Here is a 21,618-nt window from a genome sequence, read left to right on the forward strand (position 1 = left end):
CCATGAAAAAGGCCCCTGCCGATGGCAGGGGCCTTTTGTTTGGTTCGGGCTGTGGCGCCTGCCTTGCAGGCGCGTTCTCAGAGCACTTCGCTGGCAAAGTCCGCCAGGCGTGAGCGCTCACCCCGCGCCAGGGTGATGTGGCCGCTGTGCGGCCAGCCCTTGAAGCGGTCCACCGCATAGGTCAGGCCCGAGGAGCCTTCGGTCAGGTAAGGCGTGTCGATCTGCGCCAGGTTGCCCATGCAGATGATCTTGGTGCCCGGGCCTGCGCGGGTGATCAGCGTCTTCATCTGCTTGGGCGTCAGGTTCTGCGCCTCGTCGATGATCACGTACTTGTTCAGGAAGGTGCGCCCGCGCATGAAGTTCATGCTCTTGATCTTGATGCGGCTGCGGATCAGCTCGTTGGTGGCGGCGCGCCCCCACTCGCCGGCATTGCCGCCGTCGCCCTTGGCCAGGAACTCCAGGTTGTCGTCCAGCGCGCCCATCCAGGGGCCCATCTTCTCTTCTTCGGTGCCGGGCAGGAAGCCGATGTCCTCGCCCACGCTCACTGTGGCCCGGGTCATGATGATCTCGGTGTAGCGGCGGTCGTCCAGCACCTGGGTCAGGCCGGCGGCCAGGGCCAGCAGGGTCTTGCCGGTGCCGGCCGTGCCGGTCAGCGTCACGAAGTCGATCTCGGGGTCCATGAGCAGGTTCATGGCGTAGTTTTGCTCGCGGTTGCGCGTGGTCACGCCCCACACCGCATGCTTGGCCGAGCCATAGTCCTTGAGGGTCTGCAGCACGGCCGTCTTTTCGCGGATCTCGCTCACGCGTGCGAACAGGCTGGGCTCGCCGGGGGCCTCGAAGTACGCGAACTGGTTGATCATCAGTTGCGGCACGATGGGGCCGCCGATGCGGTAGTAAGTGTGCACTCCGCTCTGCCAGCTTTCCACGTTCTTGCCGCTCTTGACCCAGAAGTCCGGCGGCAGGGCCAGCACGCCCGAGTACAGCAGGTCGCCGTCTTCCAGCGTCTTGTCGTTCTGGTAGTCCTCGGCATTCAGGCCCAGGGCGCGCGCCTTGACGCGCATGTTGATGTCCTTGGACACCAGCACCACCTCGCGCGGTGCGTGCAGCTTGCGCAGCGCCTCCACCACGCCCAGGATCTGGTTGTCCGCCTTGCCCGGGGGCAGACTGGTGGGCAGGCTGTAGTCCAGCGGTGCGGTCTGGAAGAACAGGTGGCCGCCCGCGGCGCGCTGGCCCGTGGAGTCGAGCTTGAGGCCGTGGGCGATGTCGGCGCCGTGCACGCCGGCCAGGGCGTCCAGGGTGCGGCTGGTCTGGCGGCCGTTGCGGGCCACTTCGGTCATGCCCTTCTTGTGGCCGTCGAGCTCCTCCAGCACGATCATGGGCAGGAAGATGTCGTGCTCTTCGAAGCGGAACAGGCTGGTCGGGTCGTGCAGCAGCACATTGGTGTCCAGCACGAACAGCTTGGACGGGCCGCTCGGGCGTGCGCGCTTGGCGGCGCTGCCGTTGGCGCGGCTGGCCGGCGCTGGCGCGGCCGGCGTGGCGGTGGCGACCGTGCGGCTGCTCTTTTTGGTCGTGCCGCGTGCCGTGGCGGGTGCGACGGCTGGAGCCGCCGCAGGCTCGGCCCGGCTGCGTGCCGTGCTGGGCGCTGCCGGTGCCATGGCGGGTGCGGCAGCCGTCGGCGCTGGCACGGCCTGCAGCGCGGCGCGGCCGGAGGCCTTGCGTGCGGTGGTGCGCGGCGCGGGGGTGGCCGGGGTTTCCGTGTCCACAGGCTGCGCCGCGGCGGCGCGGCCGGGGCGGGCCACCACGTCATAGGCGTCGGGGGAGAGCAGGGCGGCGCGGCGGCTGGGGGCGGGGGGGAGGGGCATGGTGTGCGGGGCCTTGGTCTGTGGTGGGATCAGAAAGCAAAAAGCCGCCTGGAGGCCAAGGCGGCTTTGTCGGGGAGGGCGGTCGTTGCGGAATCCGGAAGCATTGGCCCCATTATGCCCATTCCCGGTGGCACATCGGCGCCCGGCGGGCGGGGCTGCTGCGGGCCGGCCCGCAGCCCGGCTTCACGCGGCTTTTTTCAGGGCCTTGATGCCCTTGACGGCCTTGAGCACTTCGTCCACGTGGCCGGGGACCTTCAGGCCACGCCATTCCTGCACCAGGAGGCCGTCGGGGCCGATCAGGAAGGTGCTGCGCTCGATGCCCTTGACCTTCTTGCCGTACATGATCTTGTTCTTGACCACGCCGAACATGTGGCACATCTTCTCTTCGGTGTCGGCGATCAGCTCGAACGGCAGTTCCAGCTTTTCCTTGAAGTCGTCGTGCGACTTCATGTTGTCGCGCGACACGCCGAACACGGCTGCGCCGGCCTTCACGAAATCCTTGTACTTGTCACGGAACTGCATGGCCTCCGTCGTGCAGCCCGGGGTGTTGTCCTTGGGATAGAAGTACAGAACCAGAATTTGGCCAAGGTGGGAGGTGTTGGAGACCTTCAGTCCACCAGTCGCGTTGGCTTCAAATTCAGGGAGGGGTTTGTTGACAACGATCGCCATATCACTTCAATCTCTCAGGATGTAGTCGTTGATAAGCCAGGGGAGTGGGGGTGTTATTGCTTTTGGAAGGCCCCTGACCGCAACCGGAGATTTTACCCTGAAACGGACTCTTTCGCGAATCGCATTCTGTAACCAAAGTACACAGGCTGGAACCTGTTCGGTACCTGGCGATGTCCTGTGCCCCTGTTTTCAGGGCGCTGCCTCCAGCAGCAGGGCCACCACCACGTTGCGGCCTTCGCCTGCCAGGATGTTGTAAGTGCGGCAGGCGGCGGCAGTGTCCATGGTCTCCAGGCCCAGGCGGCGCGCCATCAGCGGCTGCAGCCATGCCGGTGGTGGGAACCGGTTGCGCTGGCCGCTGCCAAAGATGACCAGCTCGGTATCGAGTTTCGCGAGCTCGGCAAAATGCTCGGCCGTGAGGTCTTCGTAGCGCGCGCAGGGCCAGGCCTGGCGCAGCCCGTTCGAGCCGACGATCACGCTGTGGGTGATCTTTTCGCCATCCACCCCGATCCAGCCTGGGCCATAGCCCGTGACGGTTTGTACGTTGGCTTTGTCCGGCTGGAATTTCATGGTGTGCGTCGGGTGCGCGGCGCGGGCCCGGGGGCCCGCCTCGCTGGTGATCTGTGGTCAAATTATAGGTTTCGCCCATTGGCCGGCCCCGTTGGCTGACCCTGGTGCGAACCGCACTTTTTCTCCACCGCACCCTCCAGCGCATGAAAACCGTCCAGAAATCCGCCAAGCTTGCCAACGTCTGCTACGACATCCGGGGCCCGATCATGGACGCGGCCAAGAAGATGGAGGAGGACGGCCACAAGATCATCAAGCTCAACATCGGCAACCTGGCGGTGTTCGGCTTCGACGCGCCCGAAGAGATCCAGCAGGACATGATCCGCAACCTGCCCAATTCGGCCGGCTATTCGGACAGCAAGGGCATCTTCGCGGCCCGCAAGGCCGTGATGCACGAGACGCAAAAGCAGGGCATCAAAGGCGTGGTCCTCGATGACATCTACCTGGGCAACGGCGCCAGCGAGCTGATCGTGATGGCCACCAACGCCCTGCTGGACGACGGTGACGAACTGCTGCTGCCCTCGCCCGATTACCCGCTGTGGACGGCGGCGGCCAGCCTCTCGGGCGGCACGCCCGTGCACTACCTGTGTGAAGAGGCCAACGGCTGGATGCCCGACCTGGCCGACATCCGCGCCAAGATCACGCCGCGCACCAAGGGCATCGTGGTCATCAACCCGAACAACCCCACGGGCGCGCTGTACTCGGACGATTTGCTCAAGGGTATCGTCGCCATCGCGCGCGAGCATGGCCTGGTGATCTTCGCCGACGAGGTCTACGACAAGGTGCTGTACGACGGCGCCACGCACACCGCCATCGGCTCGCTCAGCGAGGACGTGCTCACCCTGACCTTCAACTCGCTGTCCAAGAGCTACCGCTCCTGCGGTTACCGGGCGGGCTGGCTGGTGGTCTCGGGCGACAAGAAGCCGGCGCGCGACTACATCGAGGGCCTGAACATGCTCTCCAACATGCGCCTGTGCGCCAACGTGCCGGGGCAGTGGGCCATCCAGACCGCGCTGGGCGGCCACCAGAGCATCAACGAACTGGTGTGCGAGGGCGGCCGCCTGCGCAAGCAGCGCGATCTGGCCTACGAATTGATCACCGCCATCCCGGGCGTCACCTGCGTGAGGCCGCGCGCCGCGCTGTACATGTTCCCGCGTCTGGACCCGGCCATCTACCCGATCCAGGACGACCAGCAGTTCTTCCTGGAGCTGCTGCAGGAGACCAAGGTCATGCTGGTGCAGGGCACCGGCTTCAACTGGGCGGCGCCCGACCATTTCCGCATCGTGTTCCTGCCCCACGAGGACGACCTGCGCGACGCCATCGGCCGCGTGGCCCGGTTCCTGGAGCAGTACCGCAAGCGCCAGCAGACCGCGGCTGCCTGAAGCGGCCCGGCCCGCTGACCGACAGGAGACCTGCCCCATGCGCAACCGCCTTGCTGCCCGAGCCCTGGCACTGCTCGCCGGCCTGACTGCGTTGGTGCTGGTGCCGCTGCAGGCCGCCGACAGGAATCCCGTGGGCTTCAGGCACAAGGACTGGGGCCTGCAGTGCGATAACACCCGAGCCTGCCGGGCCGTGGGCTACCAGGCCGACGCCGGTGATTCCGAACCCGTCTCCATCCGCCTGACCCGCGAGGCCGGGCCCGGCACGCCAGTGCTGGTGGACCTGCAGGTCTCGACCGAGCAGGCCACGCCGGCAGCGCTGAACCTCCAGGTGGGCAAGCTTTCGCTGCCCGGCCTCACGGGCGACATCCCGCGCATCCCCGCCGGCCAGGTGGCGGCACTGCTGCAGGCGCTGCAGAAGAACGAGGAGGCCATCGTCACCGCGGGCAAGGACCGGTGGGTGCTATCGCTCTCCGGTGCCTCCGCCGTGCTGCTCAAGATGGACGAGGCCCAGGGCCGCGTCGGCACGCCGGGCGCCCTGGTGAGGCGCGGCACCCAGGCCGAGTCCTCGGTGCTGGCCGCCGTGCCGGCGCCGGTGGTCCATGCCGTGCGCGCATTGCCCGAACGCAAGGGCGATGCCGCGCTGGCCAAGCCGCTGCTGGCCGCCATCGACGCCAAGGAGGTGGGCGAGCGCTGCAATGGCGATCCCCCCAAGCCCGCCGACGTGCAGGTGCATCGCCTTACCGACCGCAAGGTCCTGCTGTCCATCCCCTGTGCCATGGGCGCCTACAATTTCGGTGGACTGAACTGGCTGGCCAACGACCGCCCGCCCTACCAGCCGCAGCAACTCGACGCCGAAGGCGAATTCGATGCGGCAGATGGCTCGATCCGCTCCTCCATGAAGGGACGCGGCATCGGTGACTGCTGGTCCCTCGTGGAATGGCATTTCGACGGCAAAGGCTTCGTGCTGACCGGCGAATCCGGCGACAGCATGTGCCGCGGCTTCGCCGGCGGCGCCTGGCAACTGCCTGTCCGAATCTCCAAGGTGGTCCTGCCCACCAACCCTGTTTCCAAGAAACCCTGATTTTTATGACCATGAAACCCATCCAAGTAGGCCTGCTGGGCATCGGCACCGTCGGCAGCGGCGTGTTCAACGTACTGCAGCGCAACCAGGAAGAAATCCGCCGCCGCGCGGGCCGCGGCATCGAGATCACCATGGTGGCCGACCTGGACGTGGAGCGCGCACGGGCTGCCGTGGGTGCAGGCATCCAGGTGGTCAACGACGCGCGCGCCATCATCGCCAACCCCGACATCGACATCGTCATTGAGCTCATCGGCGGCTACGGCATCGCGCGTGCGCTGGTGCTCGAGGCCATTGCCGCCGGCAAGCACGTGGTCACCGCCAACAAGGCGCTGCTGGCCGTGCACGGCACCGAGATCTTCGCGGCCGCATCGGCCAAGGGCGTGATGGTGGCCTTCGAGGCCGCCGTGGCCGGTGGCATCCCCATCATCAAGGCCCTGCGCGAAGGCCTCACGGCCAACCGCATCCAGTGGATCGCCGGCATCATCAACGGCACCACCAACTTCATCCTGTCCGAGATGCGCAGCAAGGGCCTGGATTTCGACGTGGTGCTCAAGGAAGCGCAGCGCCTGGGCTATGCCGAGGCCGATCCCACCTTCGACATCGAAGGCGTGGACGCCGCCCACAAGGTCACGCTGATGAGCGCGATTGCCTTCGGCATCCCGGTGCAGTTCGACAAGGCCTATGTCGAGGGCATCACCAAGCTCGGCGCGGCCGACATCAAGTACGCCGAGCAGCTGGGCTACCGCATCAAGCTCCTGGGTATCACCAAGCGTGCGGACAAGGGCATCGAGCTGCGCGTGCACCCGAGCCTGGTGCCTTCCAAGCGCCTGATCGCCAACGTCGAGGGCGCCATGAACGCCGTAGTGGTGCAGGGCGACGCCGTGGGCACCACGCTGTACTACGGCAAGGGTGCGGGCAGCGAGCCCACCGCCAGCGCCGTGATCGCCGACCTGGTGGACATCGCCCGCTTGCACACGGCCGACCCCGAGCACCGCGTGCCGCATCTGGCCTTCCAGGCCAACACCTTGACCGATGCCATGGGCACGCTGCCCCTGCTGCCCATGAGCGAAGTGGTCACCAGCTACTACCTGCGCCTGCGCGTGGCCGACCAGGCCGGCGTGCTGGCCAAGGTCACGGGCCTGCTGGCCGAGGCCGGCATCAGCATCGACGCCATGCTGCAGCGCGAAGCCGACGAAGTCGGCGGAGAAGGTTCCACGCAAACGGACCTCATCATCCTCACGCACGAGACGCGCGAAGGCACCATGGACGCCGTGCTGGCCCAGATGCAGGCCCTGCCCACCGTGCTGGCCCCGATCACGCGCATCCGCAAGGAAGAGCTCAACTGACGCAGCCGGCACCCGCGCCCTGAACGCAGACGGAACCCCCATGAAATACCTCAGCACCCGCGGCCATGCAGACCGCAAGCAGTTCTGCGACATTCTTCTCGAAGGCCTGGCGCCCGATGGCGGCCTGTACCTGCCCGAGCACTATCCGCAGGTCGACGACGCCATGCTCACGCGCCTGCGCAAGGCCTACCACGAGCAGGGCTACGCCGAGCTGGCCTTCCAGATCCTGTCGCTGTACATCGACGACATCCCGGCCGCCGACCTGAAGGCCCTGTGCGAGAAGACGTACACGGCCGAGGTCTTCGGCACCGGCGAGATCGTGCCCCTGCGCCACCTGGAAAACAGCCTGTGGCTCGAAGGCCTGTCCAACGGCCCCACGCTGGCCTTCAAGGACATGGCCATGCAGCTCCTGGGCAACCTGTTCGAGTACGAACTGGGCCGCCGCGGCGAGGAGCTCAACATCCTCGGCGCCACCAGTGGCGACACCGGCAGCGCGGCCGAATACGCCATGCGCGGCAAGAAGGGCGTGCGCGTCTTCATGACCAGCCCGCACGGCCGCATGAGCGCCTTCCAGCAGGCGCAGATGTTCAGCCTGCAGGACGAGAACATCCACAACATCGCCATCGAAGGCGTGTTCGACGACTGCCAGGACATCGTCAAGGCCGTGAGCAACGACCTGCCCTTCAAGCGCAAGTACAAGATCGGCACCGTCAACTCCATCAACTGGGCGCGGCTGCTGGCGCAGGTGGTCTACTACTTCGCCGGCTACGTGCAGGCCACCGAGACCAACGACCAGCAGGTCAGCTTCACGGTACCGAGCGGCAACTTCGGCAACATCTGCGCGGGCCATGTGGCGCGCTCCATGGGCCTGCCGATCGCGAAACTGGTGCTGGCCACCAACGAGAACGACGTGCTCGACGAGTTCTTCCGCACGGGCGTGTACCGCGTGCGCAGCAGTGCGGACACGCACGAAACATCGAGCCCCTCGATGGACATCAGCAAGGCCAGCAATTTCGAGCGATTCGTGTTCGACCTGCTGGGCCGCGATGGCGCGCGCACCAAGGCCCTGTTCGGCGATGCGCTGAACAAGGAGGGGAAGTTCGACCTGAGCGCTGACCCGCACTTTGCCGAGGCCGCCACCCGCTACGGCTTCGAGAGCGGCAAGAGCACCCATGCCGACCGCCTGGCCACCATCCGCGACAACTTCCAGCGCCATGGCGTGACCATCGATACCCACACCGCCGATGGCGTGAAAGTGGCGCTGGAGCACCACAGCAACCCGGCGGTGCCGATGATCGTGCTGGAGACGGCCCTGCCGATCAAGTTCGCCGAAACCATCGTCGAGGCCCTGGGCCAGGCACCGGACCGGCCTGCGAAGTTCGCCGGCATCGAAGACCTGCCCAAGCGCGTGCAGGTCATGCCGGCCGATGTGCGCCAGGTGCAGGCCTACATCGAGCGCCACTGCCAGTGAGGCACCCCCTGCCCGCCGTGCCCTGGGTGCGCCGGGCAATGGGTGCCTGTCGTTCGGGACGCCCTGGGGCGTCCCTGTCGCTCTGTGACGGAGCTTGGTGGACCATGGATGCCATGGCCTTGCGCAGGAGCATGGGATGAAGGTGGTAGGTTTTGCAGGGTTTTCCGGCAGCGGCAAGACCACGCTGGTCGAGCAGCTCATTCCCGAGATGCGGTTGCGCGGTCTGCGGGTCTCGGTGGTCAAGCACGCGCACCACAGCTTCGACATCGACCACGTGGGCAAGGACACCTGGCGCCACCGCGAGGCCGGTGCCTTCGAGGTGGTGGCGGCCTCCGACCGCCGCCTGGCGCTGGTGCGCGAGTTCGAGCGCCCGGCCGAGCTCACCGTGCACCACCTGCTGGCCGAGCTGTACCAGGGCGTGGACTGGGTGCTGGTAGAAGGTTTCAAGGACAGCGACCTGCTCAAGGTCGAGGTCTGGCGTGCGCCCCAGGCCGGCCAGGCACCCAAGCCGGTGCGCTACGCCGAGGACGATTTCGTGGCCGCAGTGGCCACCGACGCGCCGGAGCAACTGCCCGTGCCCACCGGCCTGCCCCTGCTCGACCTGAACGACCCGGCCCAGGTCGTGGACTGGCTGCTGCACTATGCCGAGCGCTTCGAATACGACTGGGACCTGCACCAATGAGACCCCTCACCGCTTTCAAGCCCCTCAAGTCCCTGGCCGACGCACTGGCCGAGCTGCTGGAACGCGCAATGCCGCTGGCAGGCACCGATACGGTCACCACCTTCGATGCGGACGGCCGGGTGCTGGCCCAGGACGCCGTCTCGTCCCTGCAGGTGCCTCCCAACGACAACAGCTCCATGGACGGCTACGCCGTGCGCCGCGCCGACGTGGCCGCTGCAGGCACGGTGCTGCCCGTGTCGCAGCGCATTGCCGCCGGCAGCGCGGGCGCCCCCCTGCAGCCGGGCACGGCCGCGCGCATCTTCACCGGGGCACCGATCCCCGAAGGCGCCGATGCGGTGCTGATGCAGGAAGACTGCGAAACCCTGGACGATGGCAGCAGCGTGCGCATCAACGCCGTGCCAGCCGCCGGCCAGTGGATACGCCGGGCCGGTGAAGACATCACGCGCGGCGCCGTGGTGCTGTCCGCCGGCACCCGCCTGGCGCCCGCCGAACTGGGCCTGGCGGCGAGCATCGGCCTGCACCAGCTGCAGGTGGCGCGCCGCCCGCGCGTGGCGCTGTTCTCCACCGGCGACGAACTGGTCATGCCGGGGGATGTGCCGCCCGAGCAGATGCGCCCGGGCGCCATCTACAACAGCAACCGCTTCTTCCTGCGCGCCATGCTGCTGCGCCTGGGCTGCGAGGTGACCGACCTGGGCATCGTGCCCGACCGGCGCGATGCGACCGTGCAGGCCCTGCAGCAGGCGAGCGAGGCCCATGACCTGATCCTCACCAGCGGCGGTGTGTCCGTGGGGGAAGAGGACCACATCAAACCCGCCGTGGAGTCGCTCGGAACGCTGGACCTCTGGCAGATCGCCATGAAGCCGGGCAAGCCCTTCGCCTACGGGCGGGTCGGCAACGCCCACTTCATGGGACTGCCCGGCAACCCGGTGTCGAGCTTTCTGACCTTTGCGCTGCTGGTGCGGCCCTTTCTGTTGCGCCTGCAGGGCGTGCCGGCCGTCGCCCCGCGCGCGCTGCCCGCCACGGCGCATTTCGCCTGGCCCCGGGCCGACAAGCGCCGGGAGTTCCTGCGCGTGCGGCACAACGCAGCGGGCGGGCTGGACCTGTTTTCCAACCAGAGCTCGGGCGTGCTCACGTCTGCTGCCTGGGGCGACGGCGTGGTGGACAACCCTGCCGGCCAGACGATCGCACCGGGCGATACGGTGCAGTTCATTGCCTTTGCGGAGCTGCTGGGATGAAAGTCACTGTGCGCTATTTCGCCTCCATCCGCGAGGCCATCGGCGAAGGCAGCGAGGCGGTGGACACCGCTGCTGCCACCCTGGGCGGGCTGCGCGACGAATTGATTGCGCGCGGCGGCGCCCATGCCGCCAGCCTGGCCCGCGGGCGGGCCGTGCGCATGGCGCTCGGCCAGGTGATGAGCGGTGAGGCCGCCGCCCTGCACGAAGGCGCCGAAGTGGCGTTCTTCCCGCCGGTCACGGGCGGTTGATCCCTTCCTTGGCTACAGCGCCAGCAGGCGCTGCACCAGGGCTGGCGAGGCCACCATCATGGGTGCGCGCAGTTCATTGCGCATCTCTCCGGCGTGCGCCAGCATGGCCTTGAGCGGGGCGGGGTTGGGTTCGGCAAAGCAGGCCTCGATCCATGGTTGCAGGGCCTGCCATGCGCGGCGGGCCTGGGGCAGATCGCCCCCGCGCAGCAAGCCCACCAGTTCCACAAACTGCGCCGTCTGCCAGTGCGCGCAGGCAGAGATGGCGCCGGAGCCGCCCAGCGCCAGCGTGTTGAAGATTTGCGCGTCTTCACCGGTCAACACCTGGAGGCGGCCATCCGCGATCAGGGCCTGCGTCTTGGCAGAGCTGCCACCGCAGTCCTTGATGGCCTGGATGCGGGGGTGTGCCGCCAGTGCCAGCAGCGTCTCGGTGGTGAGCGTGGCGCCCGTGCGGTAGGGAATGTCGTAGAGGACCACAGGCACCGCGCTGGCGTCGGCGATGGCGCGGAACCAGTGCAGAAGGCCGTCTTGTGACGGGCGGATGTAGTGCGGTGCGGACACCAGCAGACCCGCCAGCGGGTAGCGCGCCAGGGCCTGCACCCGGTCGAGCACCTGGCCCTGGTGGTAGCCCGAGACACCCATCACCACGGGCAGGCCGCGAGCGGCTTCGAGCACGGTTTCCAGCACCTGCAACTGTTCGGCCTTGTCCAGGGCTGCGGCCTCGCCGGTGGAGCCGCAGGCGACGAACCCTGAGACGCCTTCGGCGCGCAACCGGGCTGTCAGGGTGGCCAGGGCCGGGTGGTCCACCGCGCCGTCCTTGAACGGCGTGACCAGGGCGATCCAAAGGCCGCTGAAGACAGGGTGGGCGGGGTGGTTGGCTGCCGCAGGTACGGCAGCCGTGGCAAATGTCAGGGGGGACATGCGAAAACATCCTTTCAGGTTCGACCAAGGGAAGAACCGCCAGGCTGCGCGCGCGGAATACCGGGAGAGAAAGGAGAGAGGGGAAGAGGGAGCTGTCTTTCTGCCAGGGGTTCCGTCGCTCATCCGGACGGAACCACAGCTCCGGTCAGATGAGCTCTGGTTTTTTGGCTTTGACCACGCGCTGCACGGCCACCGCAGGTGCGGTGTTCAGGGCCAGGGTGCAGTGGGTGGTCATGGCGCGCAGTATAGCGGCAAGAACCGGAGCCCGTGCAAGGGTCTGTGCGTCAGCCAGCCTGCGGGGCCGGCTCGGCAGGGGGCAGCAGCTCGGGGCATTGCCAGACCAGCAACTCGGCCAGGCGCGTCACGATCCAGGTCGCCTCGGGCACGGACACGCCCGATTCGCCCGTGCACAGCCCGGCATGGATGCGCCGCAGGATCTCGGTTTCGGAGGGTGCCTGCACGTGGTAGAGCGTCTGCGCATGCTCCACCAGGTGCCCGGCCAGGTCTTCGCACAGCTCGTAGCGCGTGCGCACCACGCTGGCCGGCTCGCGCAGGCGCTGGCGGGCATCGCTGTACACGGCCATGAAAGAAGGGGGAACGTGGATCTGGTTGTCGTCGTCGTGCATGGCAGGGAGGCGGGAGAGAAGGGTCAGTTCGCCGTGGCGGCGGCAGTGCCGGCACGCCGCGCGCCGCGAAAGCGCTTGCCGTACTCGATCATGGGCTGCTCCACGGTGTAGTACAGCCCTGTGGCCAGCAGCAGGGCGGCCACCACGACCGCGAGGTGGGCACCCGCTCCCGACCATTGCAGGTTGACATAGACCACGAGCATCACCTTGGCATGGACGAGGTACAGCGAGTACGAAATCTTGCCGATGTAGCGCGCCAGCACGTCCTGGATGGGCGGCAGCTTGAGCAGCAGGATGAACACGCAGGCCAGGCCCACGGCCGCCAGCGGCTGCGGCGCGAGGCCCACGACCACCTGCCACTGCGACCACAGCACGATCAGCAGCAGCGCCACGGGCCACAGGATGCTGCTGGGGATGCGCTTGAGCACCGCCTCGTACCGATAGATCACCGTGCCCATCACGAAGAAGTACAGGTAGCCCACGATGTTGGACTTGATCAGCGCATGCTGCAGCACGGGCGAGAACTCCAGGCCGAGGCGGCGTGCCTGGCCCAGGTACAGGAAGTCGAGCGCACCGGTGTTGGCCGTCTTGATCCAGGCGACGGACAGCAGGGTGGACAGGGCCAGCACGCCCAGCCAGAAATGCCGCCAGCGCAGCCGGTGCGCCACCAGGGCCAGCACCGGCACGATGGCGTACCAGAACAGCTCCACCGTGAGCGTCCAGCCCACGTGCACGCGGTCGAAGTACAGGCTGCTGCGCACGGACAGCTGCTGCAGGTTCAGCAGGTTGAGCAGGAAATGCGGGTAGTCGCTGACCACCAGCTGCCGAAAGCCGGGGACCAGTGCCATCTCGACCAGCGCGATGCCCACCAGGGCCACCCAGTACACCGGGAAGATGCGAAAGAACCGGGCCTTGGCATAGTCGCCCAGGGAGTTGCGCTCGGCGCTCTGGATGATGAGGTAGCCCGAGATCAGGAAGAACAGCTGCACGCCGATGCCGCCGCCATCGGGGCCGAACAGCGGCACCGGGATGCCGGAGTAGGCCGCAAAGTGGTGCAGCGCCACCGAGAGGATGGCGCAGGCGCGCAGGACATCGATGTTGTTGTCGTGTTCTACCGATTGCAGGCGCTGCGTGATGTCTGAAAATTTCATGGAAAGGAGGTCGTTCCGCCCGCCCGGGACGGGTTGGCGACCCGGGGGGGCGCCGTTGGAATCAAGGGTGGGCGACAGGCCTGGCGGCTCAGTCGGGGGTGAACAGGCGCTCGAACTTCGCCCGGTCAGCGTCCAGCTCGAAGGTCACCACCTGGCCCATCTTCATGTCCGACAGCCGGCAGGCAGCGAACAGCGTGGTCTTGCCCGACAGGTCCATGCTGTCCAGGTCCACCAGGGCATAGGGGTAGGGCACGAACACCTCGTGCGTGAAGATATCCTTCGTGCGGTTGCGCGGCGAGGGGTAGAGCTTGTATTTTTCGGTGGTGATGGTTTGTGTGGCCATGGGGGGTACAGTTCTGCCGGATGCTACAGACAATCGACCTCTTTTTTCAGAAAAAACAGATCCATGGCAAAACCCAAGAGTGAATGGCCCACGAAGGTACTGGCGTTGATCCAGTCCGGCAACCACCCGGCGGCCATTGCGCAGGTGAAAGTGGCCCCGACGGTGACCGACGTCACGCGTTTGCAGGCCCTGGTGGCCAAGCTGCCGCGCACGCCCGCACTCGTACAACTGGAAAAAGTGCTGGAAGAGGAGCGCGCCCTGCTGGCCGCCCCCCGCCTGCACCGCTCGCCATGACGTCGCCCCAGGCATGCAGCGTCTCCATCCAGACGGAAGACTTCGATCTGTCCGCCGAGGTGGCTGCGCTGCGCCACGGAGACCGCCGCGTGGGCGCGGTGTGCGCCTTCGTGGGCACGGTGCGCGACCGCAACGATGGCGATGACGTGGCCTCCCTGGAACTGGAACATTACCCGGGCATGACCGAGAAGTCCATTGCCGCGATGGTCGATGCGGCCTTCGGGCGCTTCGAGCTCTTCGGCGTGCGCGTGATCCACCGGGTGGGGCTGCTGCAGCCGCTAGACCAGATCGTGCTGGTCGCGGTCACCAGCGCCCACCGGGGCCAGAGTTTCGAGGCCTGCGAGTTCCTGATGGACTACCTCAAGACCCAGGCGCCGTTCTGGAAGAAGGAGGTCACGCCGGCGGGCGCGCGCTGGGTCGATGCGCGCGTGAGCGACGACGCGGCCCTGGCCCGCTGGGGCATTGCTGCGGACAACGTGGATGTGTAAATGTTGGTAATTTCGTGCGCTGTGCTGCAAAAGCGGGCGCGCTAGAGGGGAGAAAAAGTGCCGCCGCCGGCCTGCCCATCCCCCGGGATGCTTGAAATGGCCCCCGAAAGTCCCCATGTGTGACGCAATTCGGAGGACATTTCATCCATGCGTCTCGACAAATTCACCACCAAGTTCCAGGAAGCCCTGAGCGACGCCCAGACGCTGGCGCTGGGCAACGACAACGCCTACATCGAGCCCGTGCACATGCTCGTGGCCATGCTGCGCCAGGAGGACGGGCCGCGTGCGCTGCTGCAGCGCGCGGGCGTCAATGTGCAGGGCCTGCTGGCCGCTGCGGAGAGCGCTGTCAAGCGCCTGCCGGCCGTTCATGGTCAGGAGCAGGTGCAGGGCGGGCCCGAGCTCGGCCGCGTGCTGCAGGCCACCGAGAAGGAGGCCATCAAGCGCGGCGACCAGTTCATCGCCAGCGAGCTGTTCCTGCTGGCCTTGATCGACAGCAAGGGCGAGGCCGCCACCCTGGCCAAGGACAACGGCCTCACGCGCAAGAGCCTGGAGGCCGCCATCGAGGCCGTGCGCGGCGGCCAGAAGATGGACAGCCCAGAGGCCGAAGGCCAGCGTGGGGCCCTGGCCAAGTACTGCCTGGACCTGACCGAGCGTGCGCGCATCGGCAAGCTCGACCCGGTGATCGGCCGCGACGACGAGATCCGCCGCGCCATCCAGGTGCTGCAGCGCCGCACCAAGAACAACCCCGTGCTCATCGGCGAGCCCGGCGTGGGCAAGACCGCCATCGTGGAAGGCCTGGCCCAGCGCATCGTGGCCGGCGAGGTGCCCGAGTCGCTCAAGGGCAAGCGCGTGCTCAGCCTGGACATGGCGGCCCTGCTGGCCGGTGCCAAGTACCGCGGCGAGTTCGAGGAGCGGCTGAAGGCCGTGCTCAACGAGCTGGCCAAGGACGAGGGCCAGACCATCGTCTTCATCGACGAGCTGCACACCATGGTCGGTGCCGGCAAGGGCGAGGGCGCCATGGACGCGGGCAACATGCTCAAGCCGGCCCTGGCGCGCGGCGAGCTGCACTGCGTGGGTGCCACCACGCTCGACGAATACCGCAAGTACATCGAGAAGGATGCCGCGCTCGAGCGCCGCTTCCAGAAGATCCTCGTGGGCGAGCCCACGGTGGAGGCGACCATCGCCATCCTGCGCGGCCTGCAGGAGAAGTACGAGGTGCACCACGGCGTGGACATCACCGACCCGGCCATCGTGGCCGCGGCGGAGCTCTCGCACCGCTACATCACCGACCGCTTCCTGCCCGACAAGGCCATCGACCTGATCGACGAGGCCGCGTCCAAGATCAAGATCGAGATGGACTCCAAACCGGAGGTGATGGACAAGCTCGACCGCCGGCTGATCCAGCTGCAGATCGAGCGCGAGGCCGTGCGCCGCGAGAAGGACGAATCCTCGGTCAAGCGCTTCGGCCTGATAGAGGAGGAGATCGTGCGCCTGCAGAAGGAGATCGCTGACTACGACGAGATCTGGCAGTCCGAGAAGGCCCAGGCCCAGGGCAGCGCGCATGTGCGCGAAGCCATCGACAAGCTCAAGTTCCAGATCGAGGAGTTCACCCGCAAGGGCGACTTCAACAAGGTGGCCGAGCTGCAGTACGGCAAGCTGCCGGACCTCGAGCGCCAGCTCAAGGAAGCACAGGCCAAGGAAGATGGCAAGGATGGCGTGGCCAGTGCGCCGCGCCTGCTGCGCACGCAGGTCGGCGCCGAGGAGATCGCCGAGGTGGTGAGCCGCGCCACGGGCATCCCCGTGGCCAAGATGATGCAGGGCGAGAAGGACAAGCTCTTGCAGATGGAAGGCAAGTTGCACGAGCGCGTGGTCGGCCAGGAGGAGGCCATTACCGCCGTGGCCAATGCCATCCGCCGCTCGCGCTCGGGCCTGTCCGACCCGAATCGCCCCACGGGCTCCTTCCTGTTCCTGGGCCCCACGGGCGTGGGCAAGACCGAGCTGTGCAAGGCGCTGGCGGGCTTCCTGTTCGACAGCGAAGACCACATGATCCGCATCGACATGAGCGAGTTCATGGAAAAGCACTCCGTGGCCCGCCTGATCGGTGCGCCGCCCGGCTACGTGGGCTACGAGGAGGGCGGCTACCTGACGGAAGCCGTGCGCCGCAAGCCCTACAGCGTGCTGCTGCTCGACGAGGTGGAGAAAGCCCACCCCGACGTGTTCAACGTGCTGCTGCAGGTGCTCGACGATGGCCGCCTGACCGATGGCCAGGGCCGTACCGTGGACTTCAAGAACACGGTGATCGTGATGACCAGCAACATCGGCTCGCACCTGATCCAGGCCATGGTCGGGCAGGACGCGGATGACATCAAGGAAGCGGTCTGGGGGGAACTCAAGAACCATTTCCGACCCGAATTCCTCAACCGGATCGACGAGACGGTGGTGTTCCACGCGCTGGATGCGAAGAACATCGAGGCGATTGCACGCATCCAGCTGCAACTGCTCGAAGCGCGCCTGGCCAAGATGGACCTGCAGCTGCAGATCTCGGGCCCGGCGCTCGAAGAGCTGGCCAAAGTGGGTTTCGATCCGGTGTTCGGTGCCCGTCCACTCAAGAGGGCCATCCAGCAGCGGATAGAAAATCCGCTGTCCAAGCTGCTGCTGGAGGGCCGGTTCCCGCCCAAGAGCGTGATCCCGGTGACGGTGGATCCGGTGCTCGATCCCGGTGTTTTCCAGTTCGGCGGGGCTTCCGAGCCCGCTTGAGGGGAAAAGGGTGGCCGTTTGGCGGCCACCCGTTGAAAGGAAAGGTGTCGTTTGAACAATCTTGTTTCGGGTTTGCTGCGCTTGGCCGTGCGTGCCCTGGTGCTGGCCATGGGGCTGGTGGTGTTCCTGAGCCTGCTGGCCGCTGCGTTGGTACTGGGCCTGGTGTGGGCCGCGCGCGCGACCTGGGCACGGCTCACGGGCCGGCCCATGACCCCCTGGGTGATGCGGGTCGATCCGCGCACGGGATTCAGCGCTGCCATGCGCTCCCGGGCGCAATGGGGGGCTGCGCGCCAGCCCGATGCCGCCGCAGAACCGGCAGCGCCGTCGCGCCGTGGCGGGGTGCTGCCCAGCGCCGTGGAGGTGACCGACGTGGAGCCGCGCGAGCTGCGTTGAGGGCGGGTCCCGGGGCGCCCGCAAGCGTTGGTCGGCAGCGCTCGGCATGCCCCTCTGGACACGCCGGCATGGCCTGGAGGCAGGCGCAGGGGCCTCTATCATGCGCTCCATGACACCAGCCGACATCCACGCCCTTTTTGAAACCCAGCGGCAGGCCAGCCGCATCCAGGTCGAGGTGCCTCTGCTCGTGCGCCGCGAGCGCCTGCTGCGCATGCGCAAGCTGCTCGACGAAAACGGTGCCGTGCTGGCGGCGGCCGTGCAGGCCGATTTCGGCATGCGCTCGCCCCGCCTCACCGAGGTGGCGGATTTCTTCGTGCTGCGCACTCTGCTGTCGCACACCTTGAAGCACCTGGCGCGCTGGATGAAGCCGCGGAAGGTGCGCACGCCCATCTACCTTCAGCCTGCCTCCGCGCACATACAGCGCCAGCCGCTCGGGGTGGTGGGGGTGATCGCTCCGTGGAACTACCCCGTGCAATTGGCGCTTGCGCCGGCCATCACGGCGCTGGCTGCGGGCAACCGCGTGATGCTCAAGCCCAGCGAGCTCACACCCCACACGTCGGCCCAGCTGGCGCTGCTGGTGGCGCAGTTCTTTGCGCCCGAGGAGTTCTGTGTGGTGCAGGGCGATGCCAACCTGGCGGCGCTGTTTGCCTCGCTGCCGTTCGACCACCTGGTGTTCACCGGCTCGACGCCCGTGGGCCGCAAGGTGGCGCTGGCGGCCGCGCAGAACCTCACGCCCACCACGCTGGAGCTCGGTGGCAAGTCGCCGTGCATCATCGACGGCCACTGCGACATGCAGGATGCGGCGCTCAAGATCGCCCATGGCAAGTTGCTCAATGCCGGGCAGACCTGCATCGCACCCGACTATGTGCTGGTGCCGCGCGGACGCGAGACCGAGTTTGCCAATGCCTACCGGGCTGCCGTGGCGCGCCTGTTCCCCACCATCGAGGGCAACCCCGACTACGCTTCGATCATCACGCCGCGCCACCACGCGCGCTTGCGCACCATGCTGCAGCAGGCCCAGACGCAGGGGGCCGAGGTGCAGCCCATCGACCCCGCGGCGGGCAAGCCCGTGGTGAATACGGTCGGCACGCTGGGCGATGGTGTGAGCCGCCAGATGCTGCCCACGCTGGTGTTCGGCGTCACCTCGGACATGCAGATCATGCAGGAGGAGATCTTCGGGCCCGTCCTGCCGGTCATCTCCTACGAGCGCCTGGACGATGCCGTGGCGCACATCAATGCGGGCCCGCGGCCGCTGGCGCTGTACTGGTTCGGCCAGAGCGAGGCGGTGCGCGACGATGTGCTGCGCCGCACCGTAAGCGGTGGCGTGACCGTGAACGACACGCTGATGCACATCGCGCACGACAACCTGCCTTTTGGCGGCGTGGGGGACAGTGGCTGGGGGGCCTACCACGGGGAGCCGGGCTTCCTGCGCTTTTGCCACCAGAAGTCGGTGCTGGTGCAGTCGCGCTGGGCGATGGGCTCGCTGTTCTACCCGCCCTACGGCGCGCGCTTCGACCAGGTCATGGGGCTTCTTCGCCGCTGGCTGTAGCCAGGGCATCGGGCGGCGGGGACGCGGGCACGGCGCCGCTGATCAATTGCACGATGGCATCGCGCAGTTGCCCCGTGGACACCGGCTTGTGCAGCAGCAGGGCCGAAGTGGTCTGCGCATCGCGCAGGCGCTGCGGCGAGGTGTCGCCGGTCATGATGATGGCCGGCACCGCTACACCCAGGTAGGCGCGCAGGGCCTGCAGCACCTGCTTGCCGGTTTCTTCATGGCGCAGGCGGAAGTCGGTGATGATCAGGTCGGGCGTGCTGTCCTCGATGTGGTCGAGGGCATCGGCGCTGGATTCGGCCGTGGTGCAGTGGCAGCCCCAGCTTTGCAGCAGGGCCTGCATGCCCAGGCGCACCGATTCGTCGTCGTCGATGGCCAGCACATGCAGGCCCGTGAGATCGAAGTGGTTGAAGGAGGGCGGGGCCTCGTCCTCCAGGGCGCCCTGCCAGGCATCGAGCCAGAGCCGGAACACCGAGCCCCGCCCGGGGCGCGAGCTCAGCTCCACCGAGGTGCGCATTTCGCGCGCCAGGCGTTTGACGATGGCCAGGCCCAGGCCCAGGCCCTTGCGGCGGTCGCGCTCGGGGTTACCCAGCTGGTGGAATTCCTGGAAGATGTTGTCCCACTGGCTTTGCGGTATGCCGGCCCCGGTGTCCCACACCTCCAGCGCAATGCGCCGCCCCCGGCGGCGGCAGGCGATGAGCACGCCGCCGCGTGCGGTGTAGCGCAGCGCGTTGGAGATGAAGTTGTGCATGACCAGCATCACCAGCGAGCGATCGGCATAGGCGGCGGTGGAGGTCTCGTGCGTGCGGTACACCAGCCCCGCGTTGTCGGCCTGCACGCCGAATTCCTGCTCCAGCGCGGTCAGCAGGGGCTGTACGGCAAAGGCGGTGGGCCGCATCTTGACGACGCCGGCTTCCAGCCGCGAGTAGTCGAGCAGGGTGGTGAGCATTTCCACGGCTGCACTGGAAGCCGCCTGCGCATGGCCCAGCACGGTCAGCTGGTGCGGGCTCATGGGGCTGCGCTGCAGGGTTTCCAGGAACAGGCCCATGGCATGCAGCGGCTGGCGCAGGTCGTGGCTGGCGGCCGCGAGAAAGCGTGATTTGTCCCGGTCGGCGCGCTCGGCTTCCTCCTGCGCGGCCAGAGCGCGCTGCGATTCGGCGCGCAGCTCGGCCACCAGCCGCTCGTTTTCGAGCTTGAGGGCGATGCTGCGGCGGGTGGCGGTATCGCCGGTGCTGGCCTGCAGGCCGGTGAGTGCGTAGTACACCAGCACCAGGAACAGGGCGGGCCACATGGCCGGGCCGCCACTCATGGCCACGGCGGCGAAGATGCCTCCGACGGCGCAACTGAGGTAGGTGATGTAGGCGCGGTACAACGGAGCCCCCAGGCCCAGCGCGCCCGAGGAGACGGTGCTGACGATGCCGATGGCGTAGATCACGCTCTCGGAAGAGCCCCAGTAGAGCACCACGAAACCCAGGCTGCCCCAGCTCAGGCCCATGGCGGCCATGCAGGCCATGAGTTTGCGTGCCGAGTGCAGTACCGGGTCGCGCTGCGGCGCCATGCCGCGCAGCGTGGCATACACCCCGATGACCACGAGTGCATGCGAGACCAGCCAGATGCTGACCACCTGGGTGTCGGCCACGCGCGCCATCACCCACAGGGTGCCCAGCGCCGTGGCCAGGGACGCCAGCAAGGTCATGGGAAAGTTCTGGCGCAGCAGCGTGACCTGCTCGCGCAGCACCTCGTCGCGCTCCCAGCGTCGGCGTGCCCAGGGCCAGCGGGGAATCAGTGGCAGGGCTTCAGACAACGTCATGGAGCGGCGGCATGGACAGGCCCAGGCGCTGCGCTGCCAGCAGTGCCGCGCTGCGGCTGTTGACGCCCAGTTGCGCAAAGATGGCAGCCACATGCACGCGCACGGTGTTCTCGCTCAGGCCCAGGTTGCGCGCGATGACCTTGTTGGGCTTGCCGGTGCACAGCAGCGACAGCACTTCAAGCTGGCGCGCGGTGAGGCTAGGCGCGGCGGGCGCGCGCAGGGTGGCGGCATTGCCGCTGTTCGCAGGAAAGCAGGGCTCGCCGGAGAGGGAGAGGCTTATCGCCTCCAGAATGTCCTCGCCGCTGGCCGATTTGGGCAGGAAGCCGTCGGCCCCGCGTGAGCGCGCTTCGTAGACCGCATCGGGGGCAATGCTGGCAGATACGAGCACGATGCGTGCGGTTGGGTGCGATTGGCGCAAAAGGCGCAGGCCGTCGAGCCCACTCATGCCCGGCAGCTGGATGTCCAGCAGCACCAGGTCCACCTGGGCCGGGGGCAGGGCGCAGGCTTCGGCGATGGAGCCGGCTTCGGCGATGGAGCCGACGGAGGGATGGTCTTGCACGATCAGGCGCAGCCCGGTACGGAACAAGGTGTGGTCGTCAATGAGCAACAGGCTGGCAGGCATGCCGTGAGTATTGCGCACAACACCGCACGAGGGAACCGGTGCGAACTAGTCCATTTGTGCGATGGACGCAAGGGCCAGCGGTTTTTAGACTTTCCTCCATGCAGTGACCCTGGTACCGTACGGG

General features: G+C 67.3%; 21 protein-coding genes. 12 read left to right on the forward strand and 9 right to left on the reverse strand.

The genetic code is table 11. The annotated features are described in order from the left end of the window. Positions 1 to 77: 77 nt before the first annotated feature. From AC07PF_RS16195 to AC07PF_RS16205, 3 genes are all read right to left on the reverse strand, one after another. On the reverse strand, positions 78 to 1,862 hold the full coding sequence (locus tag AC07PF_RS16195) for a PhoH family protein (protein ID WP_494612562.1): 1,785 nt from the start codon (positions 1,860 to 1,862) through the stop codon (positions 78 to 80). Positions 1,863 to 2,045: 183 nt separating this feature from the next. Further along, the gene (locus AC07PF_RS16200) at positions 2,046 to 2,531 is read right to left on the reverse strand and encodes a peroxiredoxin (RefSeq protein ID WP_007849039.1); all 486 of its coding nucleotides are present in this window, start codon (positions 2,529 to 2,531) and stop codon (positions 2,046 to 2,048) included. Between the two features lie 189 nt (positions 2,532 to 2,720). Continuing rightward, on the reverse strand, positions 2,721 to 3,098 hold the full coding sequence (locus AC07PF_RS16205) for an Mth938-like domain-containing protein (protein ID WP_007849042.1): 378 nt from the start codon (positions 3,096 to 3,098) through the stop codon (positions 2,721 to 2,723). A gap of 143 nt (positions 3,099 to 3,241) precedes the next feature. Here AC07PF_RS16205 and AC07PF_RS16210 point away from each other — a divergent pair, with 143 nt between their 5' ends. The 7 genes from AC07PF_RS16210 to AC07PF_RS16240 all read left to right on the forward strand — a co-directional run bounded on the left by AC07PF_RS16210 (position 3,242) and on the right by AC07PF_RS16240 (position 10,540). After that, entirely contained in the window at positions 3,242 to 4,477 is a 1,236-nt protein-coding gene (locus AC07PF_RS16210) for a pyridoxal phosphate-dependent aminotransferase (protein ID WP_494612563.1), read from the forward strand. Positions 4,478 to 4,514: 37 nt separating this feature from the next. Then, positions 4,515 to 5,558, forward strand: a complete 1,044-nt coding sequence (locus AC07PF_RS16215; RefSeq protein ID WP_494612564.1) for a DUF1176 domain-containing protein — start codon at positions 4,515 to 4,517, stop codon at positions 5,556 to 5,558. 11 nt (positions 5,559 to 5,569) lie between these two features. After that, on the forward strand, positions 5,570 to 6,904 hold the full coding sequence (locus AC07PF_RS16220; RefSeq protein WP_007849047.1) for a homoserine dehydrogenase: 1,335 nt from the start codon (positions 5,570 to 5,572) through the stop codon (positions 6,902 to 6,904). A 40-nt stretch (positions 6,905 to 6,944) separates the two neighbouring features. Next, the gene (gene thrC / locus AC07PF_RS16225; protein ID WP_007849050.1) at positions 6,945 to 8,375 is read left to right on the forward strand and encodes a threonine synthase; all 1,431 of its coding nucleotides are present in this window, start codon (positions 6,945 to 6,947) and stop codon (positions 8,373 to 8,375) included. 136 nt (positions 8,376 to 8,511) lie between these two features. Beyond that, a complete protein-coding gene (mobB, locus tag AC07PF_RS16230) occupies positions 8,512 to 9,057 on the forward strand; it encodes a molybdopterin-guanine dinucleotide biosynthesis protein B (RefSeq protein WP_007849053.1) in 546 nt (181 codons plus the stop codon). After that, positions 9,054 to 10,292 (forward strand): molybdopterin molybdotransferase MoeA, encoded by a 1,239-nt coding sequence (locus tag AC07PF_RS16235; protein ID WP_494612565.1) that lies wholly within the window; start codon positions 9,054 to 9,056, stop codon positions 10,290 to 10,292. Before mobB ends, AC07PF_RS16235 begins: the two co-directional genes overlap by 4 nt. Next, on the forward strand, positions 10,289 to 10,540 hold the full coding sequence (locus tag AC07PF_RS16240) for a MoaD/ThiS family protein (RefSeq protein WP_494604655.1): 252 nt from the start codon (positions 10,289 to 10,291) through the stop codon (positions 10,538 to 10,540). The genes AC07PF_RS16235 and AC07PF_RS16240 overlap by 4 nt, the downstream gene beginning before the upstream one ends. A 12-nt stretch (positions 10,541 to 10,552) precedes the next feature. Here AC07PF_RS16240 and dapA read toward each other — a convergent pair whose 3' ends face one another. The 4 genes from dapA to AC07PF_RS16260 all read right to left on the reverse strand — a co-directional run bounded on the left by dapA (position 10,553) and on the right by AC07PF_RS16260 (position 13,578). Beyond that, positions 10,553 to 11,458 carry a 4-hydroxy-tetrahydrodipicolinate synthase gene (gene dapA / locus AC07PF_RS16245; RefSeq protein ID WP_494604657.1) on the reverse strand — a complete coding sequence of 302 codons (906 nt, stop codon included), beginning with the start codon at positions 11,456 to 11,458 and terminating at the stop codon, positions 10,553 to 10,555. Positions 11,459 to 11,742: 284 nt separating this feature from the next. After that, complete coding sequence (locus tag AC07PF_RS16250; protein ID WP_007849063.1) at positions 11,743 to 12,084, reverse strand: hypothetical protein; 342 nt, start codon at positions 12,082 to 12,084, stop codon at positions 11,743 to 11,745. A 23-nt stretch (positions 12,085 to 12,107) separates the two neighbouring features. Then, complete coding sequence (locus AC07PF_RS16255) at positions 12,108 to 13,235, reverse strand: acyltransferase family protein (RefSeq protein WP_494612566.1); 1,128 nt, start codon at positions 13,233 to 13,235, stop codon at positions 12,108 to 12,110. An 88-nt stretch (positions 13,236 to 13,323) separates the two neighbouring features. Further along, positions 13,324 to 13,578: a hypothetical protein gene (locus tag AC07PF_RS16260; RefSeq protein WP_145696895.1), complete on the reverse strand. Its 255-nt coding sequence runs from the start codon at positions 13,576 to 13,578 to the stop codon at positions 13,324 to 13,326. A 63-nt stretch (positions 13,579 to 13,641) separates the two neighbouring features. On the opposite strand from AC07PF_RS16260, the gene AC07PF_RS16265 reads away from it, so the two are divergent. From AC07PF_RS16265 to AC07PF_RS16285, 5 genes are all read left to right on the forward strand, one after another. Next, entirely contained in the window at positions 13,642 to 13,872 is a 231-nt protein-coding gene (locus AC07PF_RS16265) for a hypothetical protein (RefSeq protein WP_007849068.1), read from the forward strand. Continuing rightward, positions 13,869 to 14,360: a molybdenum cofactor biosynthesis protein MoaE gene (locus tag AC07PF_RS16270; protein ID WP_494612567.1), complete on the forward strand. Its 492-nt coding sequence runs from the start codon at positions 13,869 to 13,871 to the stop codon at positions 14,358 to 14,360. The genes AC07PF_RS16265 and AC07PF_RS16270 overlap by 4 nt, the downstream gene beginning before the upstream one ends. A 147-nt stretch (positions 14,361 to 14,507) precedes the next feature. Beyond that, positions 14,508 to 17,117 (forward strand): ATP-dependent chaperone ClpB, encoded by a 2,610-nt coding sequence (clpB, locus tag AC07PF_RS16275; protein ID WP_494612568.1) that lies wholly within the window; start codon positions 14,508 to 14,510, stop codon positions 17,115 to 17,117. A 51-nt stretch (positions 17,118 to 17,168) separates the two neighbouring features. Beyond that, complete coding sequence (locus AC07PF_RS16280; protein ID WP_007849081.1) at positions 17,169 to 17,510, forward strand: hypothetical protein; 342 nt, start codon at positions 17,169 to 17,171, stop codon at positions 17,508 to 17,510. Between the two features lie 109 nt (positions 17,511 to 17,619). Beyond that, complete coding sequence (locus tag AC07PF_RS16285; RefSeq protein WP_035202085.1) at positions 17,620 to 19,059, forward strand: coniferyl aldehyde dehydrogenase; 1,440 nt, start codon at positions 17,620 to 17,622, stop codon at positions 19,057 to 19,059. Here AC07PF_RS16285 and AC07PF_RS16290 read toward each other — a convergent pair. Together AC07PF_RS16290 and AC07PF_RS16295 are read right to left on the reverse strand one after the other, a co-directional pair. Continuing rightward, a complete protein-coding gene (locus tag AC07PF_RS16290) occupies positions 19,031 to 20,872 on the reverse strand; it encodes an ATP-binding response regulator (protein ID WP_007849086.1) in 1,842 nt (613 codons plus the stop codon). The two genes, AC07PF_RS16285 and AC07PF_RS16290, sit on opposite strands and share 29 nt — an antisense overlap. Continuing rightward, positions 20,859 to 21,494, reverse strand: coding sequence for a response regulator (locus AC07PF_RS16295; RefSeq protein ID WP_007849089.1), 636 nt, complete (start codon positions 21,492 to 21,494; stop codon positions 20,859 to 20,861). Before AC07PF_RS16295 ends, AC07PF_RS16290 begins: the two co-directional genes overlap by 14 nt. Positions 21,495 to 21,618 lie beyond the last annotated feature (124 nt).

The sequence above is a fragment of the Acidovorax sp. GW821-FHT10A04 genome, from assembly GCF_059415825.1.